We start from the raw sequence: 15,173 nt of genomic DNA, 5'->3' as shown, positions 1-15,173 counted from the left end.
GTTTCCTCAATTGCGGTCTTGCTGAAGTGGGAGTCGGCGTGGCGACGGATAGGCGGGAAGGCTGCTGAGCCGTTCATCCCAGACCGCGCGGCCGATGGTGAAATGATAGAGGCTGACCGGGCAGTCCGGACCACCGCCGAGCAATTCGTCCAGCGCCGGATCGAAATAGCAGCCGATGCCGGTGCCCGAGAGGCCCGCCGCTTCGGCTTCCAGGTAGAGCAGCTGGCCGACCTGGCCGGCTTCCCAGTACAGGYGCGGATAGGTCCAGGCGCCCTCGGTCAGCGCGGCGTCGAGGTCGGCGAGCATGGCGAAGGCGACACAGCCGTCGCTGGCGATGTCCTGCCCGCAGGACAGGAACGCCGACAGCCCGCGCGCGTCGCCGGACAGCAGGCGATACAGCGGCACGCCGCTCTCCTCGAGCGGCTGCCACAGGTAATCCTCGCGCAGCCCGCCCGCCTCGCGGCCGCTGCGGCCGAGCCAGTACAGGCCCGGCTCCAGGCCCTGGACGCGATGGACGAACAGCAGCAGGTCGATACGCGCCGGCTCGCCGGTGCAGGCGAAGGGCACGGGCGAGCGCTCCGGCATCAGGCGGCGCAGCCAGGCATACAGCAGGTCGGCCTGGATGCCGCTGCGACCATCCATGGATTGCGCGCTGCGCCGCCGGTGGAGGATCGGTCGCAGCGGCAGGCCGGGGTTATCCACAACAGCCTCGGTTTTCGGTGCGGACCAGCCGCGGGCCGGCAACGCGGGCGCGCGGCACAGCTGATGCACGCGCTCCAGCTCCGGCCAGTGGCGATAGTCCCGCGACAGGCGATTGGGCGTGCCGGCCAGCTGCAGCTCGGCGAGCCCCTTGAGCAGGGAGTTCGGCAGAGGGAATTCAGCAGGCTGTGCCGGGCCGATCCACAGCAGCGCATCGGCGAACTCGTGCTCGCTGAAGCCTTCGCGGTCGAGGCCGATCAGCGTATCCAGTTGCGCTTCGGCCACACCGCGCAGCAGGCGCACTTCCCAGCCCTGGATCGCCGCGGCGATGCCGAGACAGGCCAGCGCGTGGCCGAGGTCGTGATTGCAGTAGCGGTAGGCGCGCTCGCCGTACTTCCAGGCCTCGCGCCAGGGAATGCTCGCCAGCGCCAGCAGGAAGCCGCCCGCGGGCAGCGCGTCCTTCAGTTGCTCGGCCAGCGGCGCGGGCAGCTCGGCACGCACCTCCAGCACATGCTCGTCGGCGCTGTAGTGCGCCAGCAGCGCAGGGTTATCCACAGCCCCGGCAGGCAGCAGCAGATAAGCCTCGGTCGGGTGCAGGTTTCCGCTCGACGGGTTGACGCGCAGCGCCCAGCGGCTGCCGCCAGCGTCCTTCCAGGCGGACAGCGCCAGGCTGTCGTAGAGCAGCTGCGAGACGCTGGCGAGGTTCAGCGGCGCGGGCGCATCGAGTGGGCCGGCGAACACCTCGCCATAGCCCGGCGACTCTTCCTGCGGCCGGTGCAGCAGCTCGATGCAGCGCGCCCCGGCATAGTGGCGAAAGGCGGCCGGCTGGGTCGCCCAGTCGAGCTGGCCGGGGCCGGGAGCGAAACGCTCCGGGCGATGGCTGCTCAGCTCATGAAAGGCGCGTACGCCCTCGATCGGCGTCATGCTCGCGCAATCCGGTAGAGCACATGCTGGCGCAGTGCATGGCCCTCGGGCAGGCGCGGGTGCTCGAAGTCGCCGGCCTCATCACGCTGCATGCCCAGACGCTGCATCAGTCCCTGGGACGGCAGGTTGGCCGGCACGGTGAAGGCGACCACCTCTTCCAGCTGCAACTGCTCGAAGGCAAACCCCAGCACCGCGCGAGCCGCTTCCAGCGCATAGCCTTGCCGCCAATACGCCGTGTTGAAGCGCCAACCGATCTCCACCGCCGGGGTGAACGGCGCGTCGAACGACACCCGCTGCAAGCCGAGCACACCGATGAAGGCACCATCCTCACGACGCTCGACGACCCATTGGCCGAAGCCCTGCTCGTCGAAGTGCTTGAGGATGCGCGCGGCCAGCAGGTCGCTGTCCTCGCGGCTCATGCAGGCGGGGAAATGGCGCATCACCTCGGCGTCGGCGTTGAGCGCGGCGAAGGGCACCAGGTCGTCATGGCGCCACGGCCGCAGCAGCAGGCGCTCGGTGGTCAGGCTGGGAAAATCCATGGGAATCATCGCGGCTCAGCAGAGGTCACCATGATACCCGGCCACGGGCCTGTAGGACGCAATCCGTCAGACAAGGCGCAATCGATTCAGCACAGAGGCGCCTTCATCTGGTATTTTTCTCCTACCTTCGCTGTCGGTCACTGCCTTGACCGTGCTCACGCAGACAGCCGCGCCGCCATGGCGCACCTCAAAAAGACCAAGGAACCCCAATGACGACCTCCACCACCGGACTGCAACGCAGTACGGCCCTGGTGCTTTTCGCTTTGGCTGTCGGCGGCTTCGCCATCGGCACCACCGAATTCGCCACCATGAGCCTGCTGCCCTACTTCGCCCCGGCGCTGGGCATCGATGCCCCGACCGCCGGCCATGTGATCAGCGCCTACGCCCTGGGTGTGGTGGTCGGCGCACCGCTGCTGGCTGTGCTCGGCGCACGCCTGCCGCGACGCACCCTGCTGGTGCTGCTGATGGCGCTGTTCGCCGTCGGCAACGGCCTCAGCGCCCTGGCGCCGACCTACCACTGGATGCTGCTGTTCCGCTTCATCAGCGGCCTGCCCCATGGCGCCTACTTCGGCATCGCCGCGCTGGTCGCCGCCTCCATCGTGCCGCCGCACCGGCGCACCGTGGCAGTCGGGCGGATGTTCCTCGGCCTCACCGTCGCCACCATCATCGGCGTGCCGGTGGCCAACTGGCTGAGCCAGGCCGTGGGCTGGCGCTGGAGCTTCGCGCTGGTGGCCGCGCTGGGCGTGCTGACGATGATCTGCGTACGCGTCCTCGCGCCGCTGTCGCCGGCCGAGCCGGATTCCAGCCCGCTGCGCGAGCTGGGAGCGCTCAGGCGCGGTCAGGTCTGGCTGACCCTGGGCATCGGCGCCATCGGCTTCGGCGGGCTGTTCGCGGTGTACACCTACCTGGCCGATATCCTCGGCGCGGTGACCCACGTCTCGCCAAGCATCGTGCCGCTGATCATGGCGGTGTTCGGCATCGGCATGACCCTGGGCAACCTGTTCATCCCGGTGCTCGCCGACCGCGCCGTGATGCCCACCGCCGGCGGGCTGCTGGTGTGGAGCGCGGTGGTGCTGGCGATCTTCCCGTTCACTGCGGGGAACATCTGGGCCATCTCCATCTGCGTGTTCTTCGTCGGCTTCGGCGGCGCCCTGGGCACTGTGCTGCAGACCCGCCTGATGGACGTTGCCGAAGACGCCCAGGGCCTGGCCGCGGCGCTCAATCACTCGGCGTTCAACTTCGCCAACGCCCTGGGCCCGTACCTCGGCGGCCTGGCCCTGGCGGCCGGCTACGGCTGGACCTCGCCGGGCTGGGTCGGCAGCCTGCTGGCCATCGGCGGCTTCGTCCTGTGGTCGGTCTCGGTGGCCACCAGCCGCAGCTCGCAACGCACCGCGGCAGCTTCCAACGACTGCTGATAACCAAAGGGCCGGCGCAATGCCGGCCCTTTCGTCAGCGCATCGCGCCGACGTACCCTGTGCGGCACATCCCCGATCCGCCGACGCCATGCCGCTGCCCCTGGTCTACCACGACGACTACAGTCCGCCCTTCCCGGACAACCATCGCTTCCCCATGGAAAAGTTCCGCCTGCTGCGCGACCACCTGGTGGACAGCGGCCTGGTGCAGGACGCGCAATTGCTGCGCCCGGAACTCTGCCCGCCGGACGTCCTCGCCCTGGCCCACGACCGCGACTACATCGAGCGCTACTGCAGCGGCGCGATGAGCCGCGAGGAGTTGCGCCGCCTCGGTCTGCCCTGGACTGAAGCCTTGGCGCGGCGCACGGTGCGCGCGGTAGGCGGCTCGCTTTTGAGCGCCGAAATGGCGTTGCAGCACGGCCTGGCCTGCCACCTGGCGGGCGGCACGCATCACGCGCACCACGACCACGCCTCGGGCTTCTGCATCTTCAATGACCTGGCGGTGATCAGCCTGTACCTGCTGGAAAGCGGCAAGGCCAACCGCGTGCTGATCTTCGACTGCGACGTGCACCAGGGCGACGGCACCGCGCGCATCCTGGAGAACGTGCCGGATGCGGTGACGGTGTCCTTGCACTGCGAGAAGAACTTCCCCGCGCGCAAGGCGCAGAGCGACTGGGACATTCCCCTGCCGCTGCACCTGGGCGACGCGGAATACCTGAAGGTGGTGCAGGAGGCGCTGGACTATCTGCTGCCGCTGTACCAACCGGACATCGTGCTCTACGACGCCGGCGTCGACGTGCACAAGGACGACGCCCTGGGCTACCTGCAGCTCACCGATGCAGGGCTGGCCGCGCGCGACGAGCACGTCATCCGCCGCTGCCTGGCCAGCGATATCCCGGTGGTGGGCGTGATCGGCGGCGGCTACGACAAGGACCGCCACGCACTGGCGCGGCGCCATGGCATCCTGCACCACGCCGCCGCACGGGTGGCAGCGGACCTTCAGCTGGACCGATAACGCGAGTTGTTGGTGTCCATGCGCGAGGGCAGGCGCTGCTGTTCCCAGCGCGCCAGCTCGTGGTCGGAGAAGGCCAGCAGGGCTGCGGCACGTTGCCGGTAGTCCGCCGGGTAGTGCTTCTCGCAGAAGCGCATCACCTGCTCCGGCACGTGGTGCTGCAGCAGCTCCTGGGCACGCAACGGCCCCGCGTACTGCAGGTAGCGCGGCAGCAGGCGGCTCCAGTTGGTGAACACGTAGAGGTTGTGCAGCGCGATCTGGATCGACAGCAGCTCCAGTACCCGTTGCTCGAACTTCAGTTTCGAACCCTGCAGGTTCTTGTTCAGGCGCACCACCATGTGGGCCACCGCCTCGTTGAGCAGAGTGCGGATCTCCTCACTGGGCAGGCTGCGGACGACGATGTCGAGGCCGTTCACCCGAACCCGGGTGTCGCTGCCCTCCACCCACAGGTGGGCCTCATGGGAGCGAAGATAATCACGAACTTTCATTGGCAGTCGGACCGATGTTGCAAGAGCCCGGCATGCTGATGGATTCACAAAAGTGCCAACATCGGCGGAATCTCAATCGGCCGTCAGAATTCTCGCAAGCCCCCAGGGCTGAAGCCCCGACCAGGAGGTAACAGAAATCCCTCACCAGGCCGACAGCAGGCTGACAGACGCGAAGGTTCCGGCCAGCGCAATCCCACAACGTCTTGCCTGTTTTCCACCATCACTGTGGAGCAGCCTGTGGATAAGCTGCGGGAAAGCTTCCGCCACTCCCGCCCCTGCACGCTTAGCGAGAGCTGGACAGAAAATGAGCAACCGGCGTGCCGCGCCGCTGCGCTAGAATTGCGCCCTTCCCCGCACTCCTTTGCCTGGCCTCTGCATGACCGATCCCCGCCCGCTCGCCTCCCGTACCGCCCTCGTCATCGGCGGCGGCCCCGCCGGCCTGATGGCGGCCGAAGTACTGGCCGGCGCCGGCGTGCGCGTGGAGCTGTTCGATGCCATGCCCTCGGTCGGACGCAAATTCCTGCTGGCCGGCGTCGGCGGCATGAACATCACCCACTCCGAGGAGCGCGCTCCCTTCCTTTCGCGCTATGGCCAGCGCGCGCAGACCCTCGCGCCAGTGATCGACGCCTTCGACAACCAGGCGCTGTGCGCGTGGATTCACGGCCTGGGCATCGAGACCTTCGTCGGTACCTCCGGCCGGGTCTTCCCCTCCGACATGAAGGCTGCGCCGCTGCTGCGTGCCTGGCTCAAGCGCCTGCGCGAAGCCGGCGTGGTTATCCACACCCGCCACCGCTGGCTGGGCTGGGATGCCAACGGCGCGCTGCTGATCGACGGGCCGGAAGGCAGGCGCAGCCTGAGTGCTGACGTCACCGTGCTGGCCCTTGGCGGCGGCAGCTGGCAGCGCCTGGGCTCGGACGGCGCCTGGGTGCCGCTGCTGGCCGAACGCGCTGTGGATATCTCGCCACTGCGCCCGGCCAACTGCGGCTTCGAGGTGGCCGGCTGGAGCGAGTTCTTCCGCGACAAGTTCGCCGGCGCACCGGTCAAGCCGGTCGCGCTCGCACTGGCAGGCGGCACGCCGCGCCAGGGCGAGTTCGTGGTCACCGCTGGGGGCATCGAGGGCAGCCTGGTCTATGCGCTGTCCGCCGGGATTCGTGAATGTATCGAGCAAACCGGCAGCGCCACCGTGCACCTCGACCTGCTACCCAACCGCAGCCTGGAGCAGGTCGCCAAGGCCGTTGCCCAGCCGCGCGGCTCCAAGTCCATGGCCAATCATCTGCGCGGCCGCCTGGGGCTGGACGGCGTGCGTGCCGGGCTGTTGCGTGAGTTGTCCACAGCCGCCGACTACACCGATCCGCAGCGTCTTGCCCAATTGATCAAGGCGTTGCCGCTGACCGTGGTGCGCCCCCGCCCGCTGGACGAAGCCATCAGCAGTGCGGGCGGCGTGACCTTCGAGGCGCTGGACGAGCAACTGATGCTCAAGGCCCTGCCCGGCGTGTTCTGCGCCGGGGAGATGCTCGACTGGGAAGCGCCCACCGGCGGCTACCTGCTCACCGCCTGCTTCGCCAGCGGCCGCGCCGCCGGGCTCGGCGCAGTGCAGTGGCTCGAAAGACAAGGCTGAGCGCTGCACATCCTGGAACCATGGTGCTAGATTCTCGATTCCCACCCAGGAGTCGCCTGCATGCCGCTCACCTTTCGCCGCGCCCACCCCGCTGATGTCGACGCCGCTGTCCCGCTGATCTACAGCTCCGGTCCCGATGCCTTCGACTATGCCTTCGCCCGCCCCGGCCGCAACAGCGCCCAGGATTTCCTGCGTTACGCCTTCGTCCAGGGCGGTGGGCAGTTCGGCTGGCGCCAGCACTGGGTCGGCGAACAGGACGGCCGCGTAGTAGCAGCTGGCACGGTGTTCGGCGGCGAGGTGAACCTGGGCTACATGCTGGCGGCCACGCGGCAGATCCTCGGCTACTTCGGCCTGGGTTCGGCTGGCGTGATGCGTCGCGGCCTGCAACTGGAAAAGATCATCTGCCCGCCGCCACGCAAGACCCTGTACCTCGCGCACCTGGGCGTCACCCCGACACTGCGCGGCGAAGGCCTGGGCAGCCAATTGATCGACCACTTCCTGCAAATCGGCCGCAGCAGCGGCCTGCCCATGGCGGCGCTGGACGTCTCGACGGCCAACCCCAAGGCCCAGGCGCTTTATGAGCGGCTGGGCTTCAGCGTGCAGGTAGAGCGCACCTCGACCCTGCAGGGCGTGGCCGGCAGTCGCTACATGCAGCGCCCACTCTGAGCTAGACTCGCGGCCAGCCGCCCGCCAGAGGTGGCCTGCTCCGTCGCCGTCGTGAAAGCCTGCTCACGCATTAACCAGGAAGGTTGCCCATGAGCACTGCCAGCGTTGAACTGAAAGTCTTCGTCCCCGCCCGCGATTTCGCGCTCTCCCAGCAGTTCTACAAGGACCTGGGATTCCTCTCGCCGTGGAGTTCCGAAGAGCTCGCCTACTTCCACCATGGCGACCACTGCGCCTTCCTGCTGCAGAACTACTACGTCAGGGAATTCGCCGAGAACCTGATGCTGCACCTGCTGGTGGAAGATGCCGACGCCTGGTACGCGAACGTGCGCGACTCCGGCCTCGCCGAACGCTATGGCGTGCGCCTGGGGGAGCTGGCAGACCAGCCGTGGAAGATGCGCGACTTCACCCTGCATGACCCGAGCGGGGTGCTCTGGCGGATCGGGCATAACCTCGATTGAGGCGTTTGCGCAGGAAGTTTCCGTAGGAGCGGATTCATCCGCGATCCGGCCGCGAGGCCGGCCTGGAAGCGATCGCGGACGGAGTCCGCTCCTACGCGAGGGGCAATACCGGAGCCGCCCCTCACCCTGAAAAAAACGAGCCCCGTTCGACTCAGGGCCGACGAGCGCCCTTGCCTCCGGGCTTTCCAGCCGGTGTCTTGCCAGCAGCAGGTTTGCCGCCAGCCGGCTTACCGCCCAGACCAAAGCCCGGCGCCTTGCGCACTGCCTTGACCTGCGGCTTGTCGTCCAGCAGCGAACCGAGATGAACCTTGCCCGGCTTGCCTTCAGGCACCTTGGGTTGCTTGGGCTTCTTCGGCTTTTTGGTGATCTGCCCGCCAGGAGCGGTAACGGGCACCCGGTGCTCGGCCTCGAAGCCGTCTTCTTCCTGGCGTTGCAGGGTCTGGCCGATCAACGTCTCGATGGCCGCCAGCTGCTGCACTTCATCGGCGCAGACCAGCGAGATCGCCTGCCCGCTTGCGCCGGCGCGGCCGGTACGGCCGATGCGGTGCACGTAATCCTCGGGGACGATGGGCAGGTCGAAGTTGACCACCAGCGGCATCTCCTCGATATCCAGGCCGCGGGCGGCGACGTCGGTGGCGATGAGGAAGTCCACCTCGCCAGCCTTGAACCGCGCCAGGGCACGCAGACGCGAGGGCTGCGGCTTGTCGCCGTGGATCGAATCGGCGCGGATGCCTTCGCGCAGCAGCAGGTCGACCAGTTCGTCGACGCCCTTGCGGGTCTTGGCGAACACCAGCGCCTGGCGCCAGCCCTGCTCGCGCAGCAGGTGCAGGAACAGTTCGGCCTTGCGCTTCTTGTCGACGGTGAGCAGGTGCTGCTTCACCGTCTTCGCCGCCGTGTTGCGCGGCGCCACGTCGATGGTCAGCGGGTCGCGCAGCAGGGTGCGGGCCATCTGGCGGATGGCGTCGGAGAAGGTCGCGGAGAACAGCAGGGTCTGCCGCCGCCGGGGCAGCGCGGCGAAGACTTCGTCCAGCTCGCGGGCGAAGCCCAGGTCGAGCATGCGGTCGGCCTCATCCAGCACCAGCACCTGCAGCTGTGTGAATTTCAGCGCGTTCTGCCGGTACAGGTCGAGCAGGCGGCCGGGGGTGGCCACCAGCACGTCGACGCCCTTGCGCAGCTTCATCATCTGCGGGTTGATGCTGACCCCGCCGTACGCCACGGCAGTGCGCAGCGGCACGTGCTGGCCGTAGGCGCGGAAGCTCTCGTGCACCTGCTCGGCCAGCTCGCGGGTCGGCACCAGCACCAGCGCGCGGATCGAGTTGGCCGCCACCTGCGGGCCTTCCTGCAGCAGCTTCTGCAACAGCGGCAGGGCAAAGCCGGCGGTCTTGCCGGTGCCGGTCTGGGCGGCGGCCAGCAGGTCGCGCCCCTTGAGCACGGCCGGGATGGCCTGGGCCTGCACCGCCGTCGGGTTCTGGTAGCCGAGCCCGTCGAGGGCGTGCAGGAGGGGATCGATCAGGCCGAGATTGGCGAAGGTCATGGAGCGCTCGCAGAAACGATTCGGAATGGGCGGCATTGTAGCCGCAAGGGTCAGGAGCGCAGCAGCAGCGCGCCTTCGATGGGGACGTAGCGGCTGGCCGCGCGGATCAGCGCCTGGGCGGTGAGGCCCGGTACGCCGTAGGCGGTGGCGTCGCTGCCGCCGGCACGGACGCGGTCGAGCAGCAGGTCGAAATCGCCGTCGCCGGAGGCCAGGACGATCTCGTCCACGTTCGGCGCGGCGTCGAGGATGTCGATGGTGATGCCCACGTCCCAGTCCCCCTTGGCCGAGCCGTCGGCGCGCTGGATGTAGGGCTTGAGCTTCACGGTGAAGCCGAGCTTGCGCAGGATCTGCTGGAACTGCTGCTGCCTGGCATCACCACGGTCGATGGCATAGGCGTAGGCCTGGACGATGGTGCCCTGGGCACTCAGCTCGGCCCACAGCGCGGCGTAGTTGAAGTGGCAGCCGTAGGCCTGACGCACGGTGTAGTAGAGGTTCTGCACGTCGGCGAACAGGGCGATGGTCTTCAACGGTGACTCCGGGACTCGAACAGCGGGGGCGCATTATCGGCACAGCGGCGCGCCCCCGCCAGTCCCGGCGGGCGGGACAGCTTCGCGGGTGGCTCAGCTGAACATGTCGCCGTCGTCACCACCGAAGAAGCCGGAGTCGTCGCCGAAGCTGCCGCCGTCGTCGTAATTGCTGTCGCTGAAGGTGTTGTCGGCATAGCGGTCGCCGCCGCCAAAGGAGTCATCGCTGCGCGAGTCGTCGAAGCTGGAAGGCTCCGGCTGAACCGGCTGTTCCTGGATCACCTCGACGATTTCCTGCGGCTGGTTGTGGTGGAACATGCTGGTCAGCAGGTCGGCGACCATCACGCCGCCAGCCACGCCTGCGGCAGTCTGCAGGGCACCGCGCATGAAGCCGCCGCCCTGGGGCGCAGCCTGGGCCGGCTGGGCAGGACGGAAGTCGTTCGGGTTGCTGGCAGCGGGGTTGTTCGCATAGGCCGCATTGTTGCCGGCCGGTTGCGAGAAGCGCGTCTGGCCCCAGCCATCCGGGCGCTGCTGCGCCGGTTCCTGGCGCGGTTGCTGGCTCTGGCCGCCGCCGAACAGCCCGGCGAGGAAGCCGCCGCTGCTCGGACGCTGCTCCTGGGCCCTGGCCTGCTGCGCCTCCAGCTCCTTGACGCGCTGGTCCAGGCGCTTGATCGCCGCTTCCTGGATCAGCATCGCCTGGGCCATGTAGTACGGCGCGGCCGGCTGCTGCACCAGGTGCCGGTTGATCTGCGCCTCGGCATCGGCATCGCGCGGGGCGGTCTGCGCCTCGGCGTCGCGCAGGCGGGCGAACAGACCATCGATCAGGGATTGCTCTTCGGAATTCATGACAGGCCTCAAATGAGCGGATGGATCACAGCGGGTGGATCGTCTACTGACTGGAACATTGGATCGGGTGGAGAAAAAACAAGTTCCGGTCACAGAATTCTCGCGCCTTCTGTCTGAGGGTTTGCTTAAGTTAGAGTCGAAGCCCACCGACAGTATCGGGTTACTGATGAATCCCCTTTCCATCCTGCGCGACACCTGGTTCTTCTTCTCCCGCCATCTGGGCACCCTGCTGCCGCTGTGCCTGCCGTGGATCGTCATCGAGACGCTGGTGCAGCAGCAGATCAACATCGCCGCCGGCTCGCAGAACTTCGCCCCCTGGGGCATGGCCGCCGGCCTGGTGTTCTACCCGATCTACACCGCCAGCCTGATCCTCTTCATGATCGACGCCGGCAATGGCGAGGAGCGCACGGTGCGCGAGCTGTGGAGCGCATCGCTGCGGCTGTGGCCGGCGTTCGCCCTGCTCTCGGCGATCACCTCGCTGCTGATCGTGATCGGCCTGTACTTGATGGTACTGCCGGGTATCTTCGTGATGATCAAGCTGGCCTTCGCCGAATTCAATCTGGTGCAGCGCGGGCGCGCGCCCATCGACGCGATGCGCGAGAGCTTCGCCATGACCACCGGGCACTTCTTCCTGCTGCTGGTGACCTCCCTGGCGATCCTCACGCCGGTGTGGATCGCCGAAGGCTGGATCGCGGAGGCAGGCCAGGACGCGCCGGTGCTCAGCGTCGCACTGCACTCGCTGAGCGGGTTCTTCCAGCTGCTGCTGACGGTGGCCGCCTACCGCATCTTCATCCTCCTCGGCCGCGAGGCCGGCTGAGCGGCAGCAAGTCGCAACAAATCCCCCGGCACAACACGCGCCGGGGTTCTACGCTGGAGTCTCCTTCCCGCCCCCGAAAATCCCGAGTAAGGAGACTCCCGTGAGCGACTTCCCGCCCAGCTGCCTTTCGCACATTTCCATCGGCACCAACGACTACCCGCGCGCCAAGGCTTTCTACGACGCAGTGCTGGCAACCCTGGGCTGCCGGCAGATCATGGAGCACCCCGGCGCCGTGGCCTACGGCCGCGAGTTCCCCGAGTTCTGGCTGCAGACGCCGATCGACGGGCGCCCGGCCAGCGTCGGCAACGGCACCCACTTCGGCTTCATGGCCAGCTCCCGCGAGCAGGTGGATGCCTTCTACCGCGCCGCGATTGCCGCCGGCGCCAGCGACGACGGCGCTCCCGGCCCGCGCCCGCTGTATGGCGAGCCGTACTACGGCTGCTTCGTCCGCGACCTGGACGGGCACAAGATCGAGGCTTCGTTCTGGGACATGGCCTTGGCCGGCAGCGGGTTCGATACCCATTCCCACTGACGCCCCTGTCGGGCGCATAACCCGGAACGGGTTATCCGCCAAAACGGCGGATAACGCCGCGAGCGTTATGCGCCCTACGTCGCTGTGTTCGCGAGCAAGCTCGCTCCTACGAAGAGCTAATGCCCTGGCCTGAGCCCCGACATCTTCGGCACCAGCAGCTTCTCGAACAGCCGCGGGAAGAAGCGCGCGAGCACCCGTGCGCGCCAGTTGACGTTGGACAGCACCAGCAGCCGGCGCCTCCGCCTCGCGCCCTGGTAGATCGCCTCGGCCACGTCGCGCGGAGAAGCCACTTCGGCGCCCAGCACCACGGCCGGCTGGCGGATCACCGAGCCATCGCCCACCAGGGCGTTGCGCCGCAGGTCGGTCGCGGTGAAGCCGGGGCACGCCAGGGTGATCGCCGTGCCGGTGCCCTCCAGCTCCATGCGCAAGGTATCGAACAGGCCATGCAACGCGTGCTTGCTGGCGTTGTAGGCGCTGCGATAGAGCAGCGGCGCGAAGCCGGTCAGCGAGCTGAGCACGACGATCTGCCCGTGCCGCGCCAGCAGGCTGGGCAGCGCCGCCTGGGTGCAGTGCAGCGCACCGTAGAAGTTCACCGCCATCACCCGACGGAACACCGTCAGCTCGGTCTCGATGAACAGGCTGCGGTGGGTGATACCGGCGTTGTTCACCAGCACGTCGATACCGCCGAAACGCTCGATGGCCAGCGCCACGCTGCGCTGCACCGCCTCGGCGTCGGCGATGTCGCAGCGCAGGCCGAGGGCCTCGACGTTGAGGTGTTCGCGCAGGTGCTGCACCAGGGCATCGAGCGCCGCCTGGTCGAGATCGAGGATCACCGGATGCGCACCCGCCTGGGCAAAGCGCAGCACCAGGGCGCGGCCGATGCCGGAGCAGCCGCCACTGACCAGCACCACCTTATGCCGGTAGGCCGAAGACGAGAACCACTTGCTGGGCATGACGACCTCCCGGCATGACGCCGTGGGCCTCGCAGCTCCCCGCGCAACCCGCCAGAAGGTTGCCGGATGCTTCCCGAGGCAAATGCGCAGGTGAAATGCGCGGTCACAGCCACTATCCTCTGGACCCAACAAGCATAGCCCCTGGTCACCCATGAGCCTCTCGCTTCGCCGTCGCATCCTCTTCGTGCTGTTCATCGCCCTGCTGCTCATCGCCACCGCTGCCGCCTGGCTGCTGGCCTGGCACCCCGCCGAACGCGAAGCGGTGGCCGCGCAGTGCCGCACCCCGGCGCCGCAGCTGCAACCGGGCCAGGCGCTGAAGGTGATGACCTGGAACGTCCAGTACCTGGCCGGCAAGCGCTACATCTTCTGGGACGACCTGCCCGACACCACCGGCCCGGACGACCGCCCCAGTTCCGCGGACATCGCCAACAGCCTCGACGAAGTGGTGCGGGTGATCCGCGACGAAGCGCCGGATATCGTCCTGCTGCAGGAAGTCGACGACGGCGCCGCCGCCACCGGCAAGGTGGACCAGCAGGCGCTGATCGGCGACCGCCTGACCGACCTCTACCCCTGCTCCGCCGCCGCCTTCGACTGGAAGGCGCGCTTCGACCCGAACCCCCACGTGTTCGGCAGCGCCGGGCGCAAGCTGGTGACTTTCAGTCGCTTCCAGATCGCCAGCGCCGAGCGCATCGCCCTGCCGCAGCGCTCCTCCATCCCGCTGCTGCGCCTGTTCGCCCCGCAACCGGCACTGCTGCAGAGCGACCTGCCGATCCGCGGTGGCGGCCAGCTCAGCGTGATCAACACGCGCCTGGAACGCCCCAATGGCGACGACACCCCGCAGCGCCAGGTCGAAGCCCTGGAAGCCCAGCTCAGCACCCTGCAGGCCGCCGGCCGGCCCTGGCTGATGGGCGGCGACCTCGGCCTGCTGCCGCTGGGCCAGTACCCCTATCTGCCGGAAGTGCTGCGCGCGCCCTACCGCGCCAACAGCGAGCTGAACCTGCTGGCGGCACGTTTCCCGGTGATCCCGGCGGTGGAGGAATCCAGCGGCGCCGACCAGCAAACCTGGTACACCCACTTCCCCAATGACCCGCGCGTGCACAAGCCCGACCGCACCCTCGACTACCTGTTCCACAGCCCCAGCCTGAGCCGCGTCGAAGCCGCCGTGCGCCGCCACGACACCCTGCGCATCTCCAACCACCTGCCGCTCACCGCGCGCTTCCTGCTGCCCCACTGAGGGCTGCGGCACATCGCCACTGCACTGCGCTGGACAATCCCGGCGCGGCGGCCCCATGCTCGCCCGACAACGAACAATAACGACAACACGCACTTCGGGTATCCATGCACTTTCGCCGTCTCGCCGGGCTGCTAGTCGCCCTGCTCTGCCACGTCACCGCCTTTGCTGTAGACCGCCCCACGCTGGCCGACCGCCTGCCACACCCGCTGCCGGCGCTGACCGTGGGCTACTACGAGTTCCCGCCCTACACCTACACCGCGCCCGATGGCAGCACCCGCGGCAGCGGCGCCGAGATGGTCCGGCGCATCCTGCTCAAGGCCGGCTACCGCGCCGACTTCCGCGCACTGCCCAGCGCCCGCGTCTACCTCGGCCTGCAGGATGGCAGCGTGCAGGTCTGGGCCGGCGCACCGGGCAAAGTGGAACTGGCAGGCGCAACACTGGAATGCGAACGCACCCTCGGCCATGTCGAGCTGAACCTCTATCACCTGCCCTCGCGCGCCTCGCCGAAACTGCCCGAAGGCCTGAGCGGCAGCCGGGTGATCCTGATCAGTGGCTACAGCTACTGGCGGCCCATCACCGAGCTGCTGGCCGACACCCGCCTGAACCTCGAACTGCACCGCACCAGCACCCACACTGCCGCCCTGCAGATGCTCGAACGCGGCCGCGGCGACTTCCTGATCGACTACCAGACCCCGGTGGAGCAGGCGCGACGCGAGCTGAACATGGAGTCGCTGGCCTACGACCGCCTTTACAGCGTGCCGACCAAACTCATCATCTCGCGCCGCGCACCCGACGCCGAAGGCCTGCGCGCACGGCTGGACCGCGCCTATGACGAATTGCAGGCCGCCGGTTACGAGATGAAGTTGCCCTGATCCCAGAGAGATGGCATCGCGTAGGAGCGGACTCCGTCCGCGATA

General features: G+C 68.1%; 16 protein-coding genes. 9 read left to right on the top strand and 7 right to left on the bottom strand.

What is annotated here, in order from left to right; translation table 11 throughout:
* Positions 1-6: 6 nt before the first annotated feature.
* Positions 7-1,623, bottom strand: a complete 1,617-nt coding sequence (locus QO207_RS06400) for a nitroreductase family protein (protein ID WP_301531666.1) — start codon at positions 1,621-1,623, stop codon at positions 7-9.
* Positions 1,620-2,162 carry a GNAT family N-acetyltransferase gene (locus QO207_RS06395; protein ID WP_301531665.1) on the bottom strand — a complete coding sequence of 181 codons (543 nt, stop codon included), beginning with the start codon at positions 2,160-2,162 and terminating at the stop codon, positions 1,620-1,622. The genes QO207_RS06400 and QO207_RS06395 overlap by 4 nt, the downstream gene beginning before the upstream one ends.
* Positions 2,163-2,371: 209 nt before the next feature.
* Between QO207_RS06395 and QO207_RS06390 the strand changes: the two genes are divergently transcribed.
* Positions 2,372-3,577 (top strand): MFS transporter, encoded by a 1,206-nt coding sequence (locus tag QO207_RS06390; RefSeq protein WP_301531664.1) that lies wholly within the window; start codon positions 2,372-2,374, stop codon positions 3,575-3,577.
* Between the two features lie 88 nt (positions 3,578-3,665).
* Entirely contained in the window at positions 3,666-4,589 is a 924-nt protein-coding gene (locus QO207_RS06385; protein WP_301531663.1) for a histone deacetylase, read from the top strand.
* On the opposite strand, the gene QO207_RS06380 is transcribed toward QO207_RS06385, so the two are convergent.
* Complete coding sequence (locus QO207_RS06380; protein ID WP_301531662.1) at positions 4,574-5,074, bottom strand: hypothetical protein; 501 nt, start codon at positions 5,072-5,074, stop codon at positions 4,574-4,576. The two genes, QO207_RS06385 and QO207_RS06380, sit on opposite strands and share 16 nt — an antisense overlap.
* Positions 5,075-5,450: 376 nt before the next feature.
* On the opposite strand from QO207_RS06380, the gene QO207_RS06375 reads away from it, so the two are divergent.
* The 3 genes from QO207_RS06375 to QO207_RS06365 all read left to right on the top strand — a co-directional run bounded on the left by QO207_RS06375 (position 5,451) and on the right by QO207_RS06365 (position 7,816).
* A complete protein-coding gene (locus tag QO207_RS06375) occupies positions 5,451-6,692 on the top strand; it encodes a TIGR03862 family flavoprotein (protein ID WP_301531661.1) in 1,242 nt (413 codons plus the stop codon).
* Between the two features lie 60 nt (positions 6,693-6,752).
* Positions 6,753-7,358, top strand: coding sequence for a GNAT family N-acetyltransferase (locus QO207_RS06370; RefSeq protein WP_301531660.1), 606 nt, complete (start codon positions 6,753-6,755; stop codon positions 7,356-7,358).
* A gap of 89 nt (positions 7,359-7,447) precedes the next feature.
* A complete protein-coding gene (locus tag QO207_RS06365; RefSeq protein ID WP_301531659.1) occupies positions 7,448-7,816 on the top strand; it encodes a VOC family protein in 369 nt (122 codons plus the stop codon).
* Between the two features lie 151 nt (positions 7,817-7,967).
* Here the strand turns inward: QO207_RS06365 and QO207_RS06360 are convergent, their stop codons facing one another.
* From QO207_RS06360 to QO207_RS06350, 3 genes are all read right to left on the bottom strand, one after another.
* Positions 7,968-9,350, bottom strand: coding sequence for a DEAD/DEAH box helicase (locus QO207_RS06360; RefSeq protein ID WP_301531658.1), 1,383 nt, complete (start codon positions 9,348-9,350; stop codon positions 7,968-7,970).
* A gap of 50 nt (positions 9,351-9,400) precedes the next feature.
* Positions 9,401-9,877, bottom strand: coding sequence for an NYN domain-containing protein (locus QO207_RS06355; RefSeq protein WP_301531657.1), 477 nt, complete (start codon positions 9,875-9,877; stop codon positions 9,401-9,403).
* Between the two features lie 93 nt (positions 9,878-9,970).
* The gene (locus tag QO207_RS06350) at positions 9,971-10,720 is read right to left on the bottom strand and encodes a DUF2076 domain-containing protein (RefSeq protein ID WP_301531656.1); all 750 of its coding nucleotides are present in this window, start codon (positions 10,718-10,720) and stop codon (positions 9,971-9,973) included.
* Between the two features lie 166 nt (positions 10,721-10,886).
* On the opposite strand from QO207_RS06350, the gene QO207_RS06345 reads away from it, so the two are divergent.
* On the top strand, positions 10,887-11,537 hold the full coding sequence (locus tag QO207_RS06345; protein ID WP_301531655.1) for a YciC family protein: 651 nt from the start codon (positions 10,887-10,889) through the stop codon (positions 11,535-11,537).
* A 100-nt stretch (positions 11,538-11,637) separates the two neighbouring features.
* Positions 11,638-12,069, top strand: a complete 432-nt coding sequence (locus QO207_RS06340; protein ID WP_301531654.1) for a VOC family protein — start codon at positions 11,638-11,640, stop codon at positions 12,067-12,069.
* Positions 12,070-12,185: 116 nt separating this feature from the next.
* Here the strand turns inward: QO207_RS06340 and QO207_RS06335 are convergent, their stop codons facing one another.
* Positions 12,186-13,022, bottom strand: coding sequence for an SDR family oxidoreductase (locus QO207_RS06335; protein WP_301531653.1), 837 nt, complete (start codon positions 13,020-13,022; stop codon positions 12,186-12,188).
* Between the two features lie 151 nt (positions 13,023-13,173).
* On the opposite strand from QO207_RS06335, the gene QO207_RS06330 reads away from it, so the two are divergent.
* Both QO207_RS06330 and QO207_RS06325 read left to right on the top strand, forming a co-directional pair.
* A complete protein-coding gene (locus tag QO207_RS06330; RefSeq protein WP_301531652.1) occupies positions 13,174-14,256 on the top strand; it encodes an endonuclease/exonuclease/phosphatase family protein in 1,083 nt (360 codons plus the stop codon).
* Positions 14,257-14,360: 104 nt separating this feature from the next.
* Positions 14,361-15,128 (top strand): ABC transporter substrate-binding protein, encoded by a 768-nt coding sequence (locus tag QO207_RS06325; protein ID WP_301531651.1) that lies wholly within the window; start codon positions 14,361-14,363, stop codon positions 15,126-15,128.
* Positions 15,129-15,173 lie beyond the last annotated feature (45 nt).

Source organism: Pseudomonas sp. CAN1 (genome assembly GCF_030462585.1).
Lineage (GTDB): Bacteria > Pseudomonadota > Gammaproteobacteria > Pseudomonadales > Pseudomonadaceae > Pseudomonas.
The sequence above is the reverse complement of the archived record's forward strand: the minus strand, read 5'-3'. Positions and strand labels throughout refer to the sequence as shown.

Excerpts from the sequence above, each read along its gene's own strand:
- QO207_RS06395 (WP_301531665.1), bottom strand. The coding sequence starts at position 2,162 with ATGGATTTTCCCAGCCTGACCACCGAGCGCCTGCTGCTGCGGCCGTGG.
- QO207_RS06390 (WP_301531664.1), top strand. The coding sequence starts at position 2,372 with ATGACGACCTCCACCACCGGACTGCAACGCAGTACGGCCCTGGTGCTT.
- QO207_RS06385 (WP_301531663.1), top strand. The coding sequence starts at position 3,666 with ATGCCGCTGCCCCTGGTCTACCACGACGACTACAGTCCGCCCTTCCCG.
- QO207_RS06380 (WP_301531662.1), bottom strand. The coding sequence starts at position 5,074 with ATGAAAGTTCGTGATTATCTTCGCTCCCATGAGGCCCACCTGTGGGTG.
- QO207_RS06375 (WP_301531661.1), top strand. The coding sequence starts at position 5,451 with ATGACCGATCCCCGCCCGCTCGCCTCCCGTACCGCCCTCGTCATCGGC.
- QO207_RS06370 (WP_301531660.1), top strand. The coding sequence starts at position 6,753 with ATGCCGCTCACCTTTCGCCGCGCCCACCCCGCTGATGTCGACGCCGCT.
- QO207_RS06365 (WP_301531659.1), top strand. The coding sequence starts at position 7,448 with ATGAGCACTGCCAGCGTTGAACTGAAAGTCTTCGTCCCCGCCCGCGAT.
- QO207_RS06360 (WP_301531658.1), bottom strand. The coding sequence starts at position 9,350 with ATGACCTTCGCCAATCTCGGCCTGATCGATCCCCTCCTGCACGCCCTC.
- QO207_RS06350 (WP_301531656.1), bottom strand. The coding sequence starts at position 10,720 with ATGAATTCCGAAGAGCAATCCCTGATCGATGGTCTGTTCGCCCGCCTG.
- QO207_RS06345 (WP_301531655.1), top strand. The coding sequence starts at position 10,887 with ATGAATCCCCTTTCCATCCTGCGCGACACCTGGTTCTTCTTCTCCCGC.
- QO207_RS06335 (WP_301531653.1), bottom strand. The coding sequence starts at position 13,022 with ATGCCCAGCAAGTGGTTCTCGTCTTCGGCCTACCGGCATAAGGTGGTG.
- QO207_RS06330 (WP_301531652.1), top strand. The coding sequence starts at position 13,174 with ATGAGCCTCTCGCTTCGCCGTCGCATCCTCTTCGTGCTGTTCATCGCC.
- QO207_RS06325 (WP_301531651.1), top strand. The coding sequence starts at position 14,361 with ATGCACTTTCGCCGTCTCGCCGGGCTGCTAGTCGCCCTGCTCTGCCAC.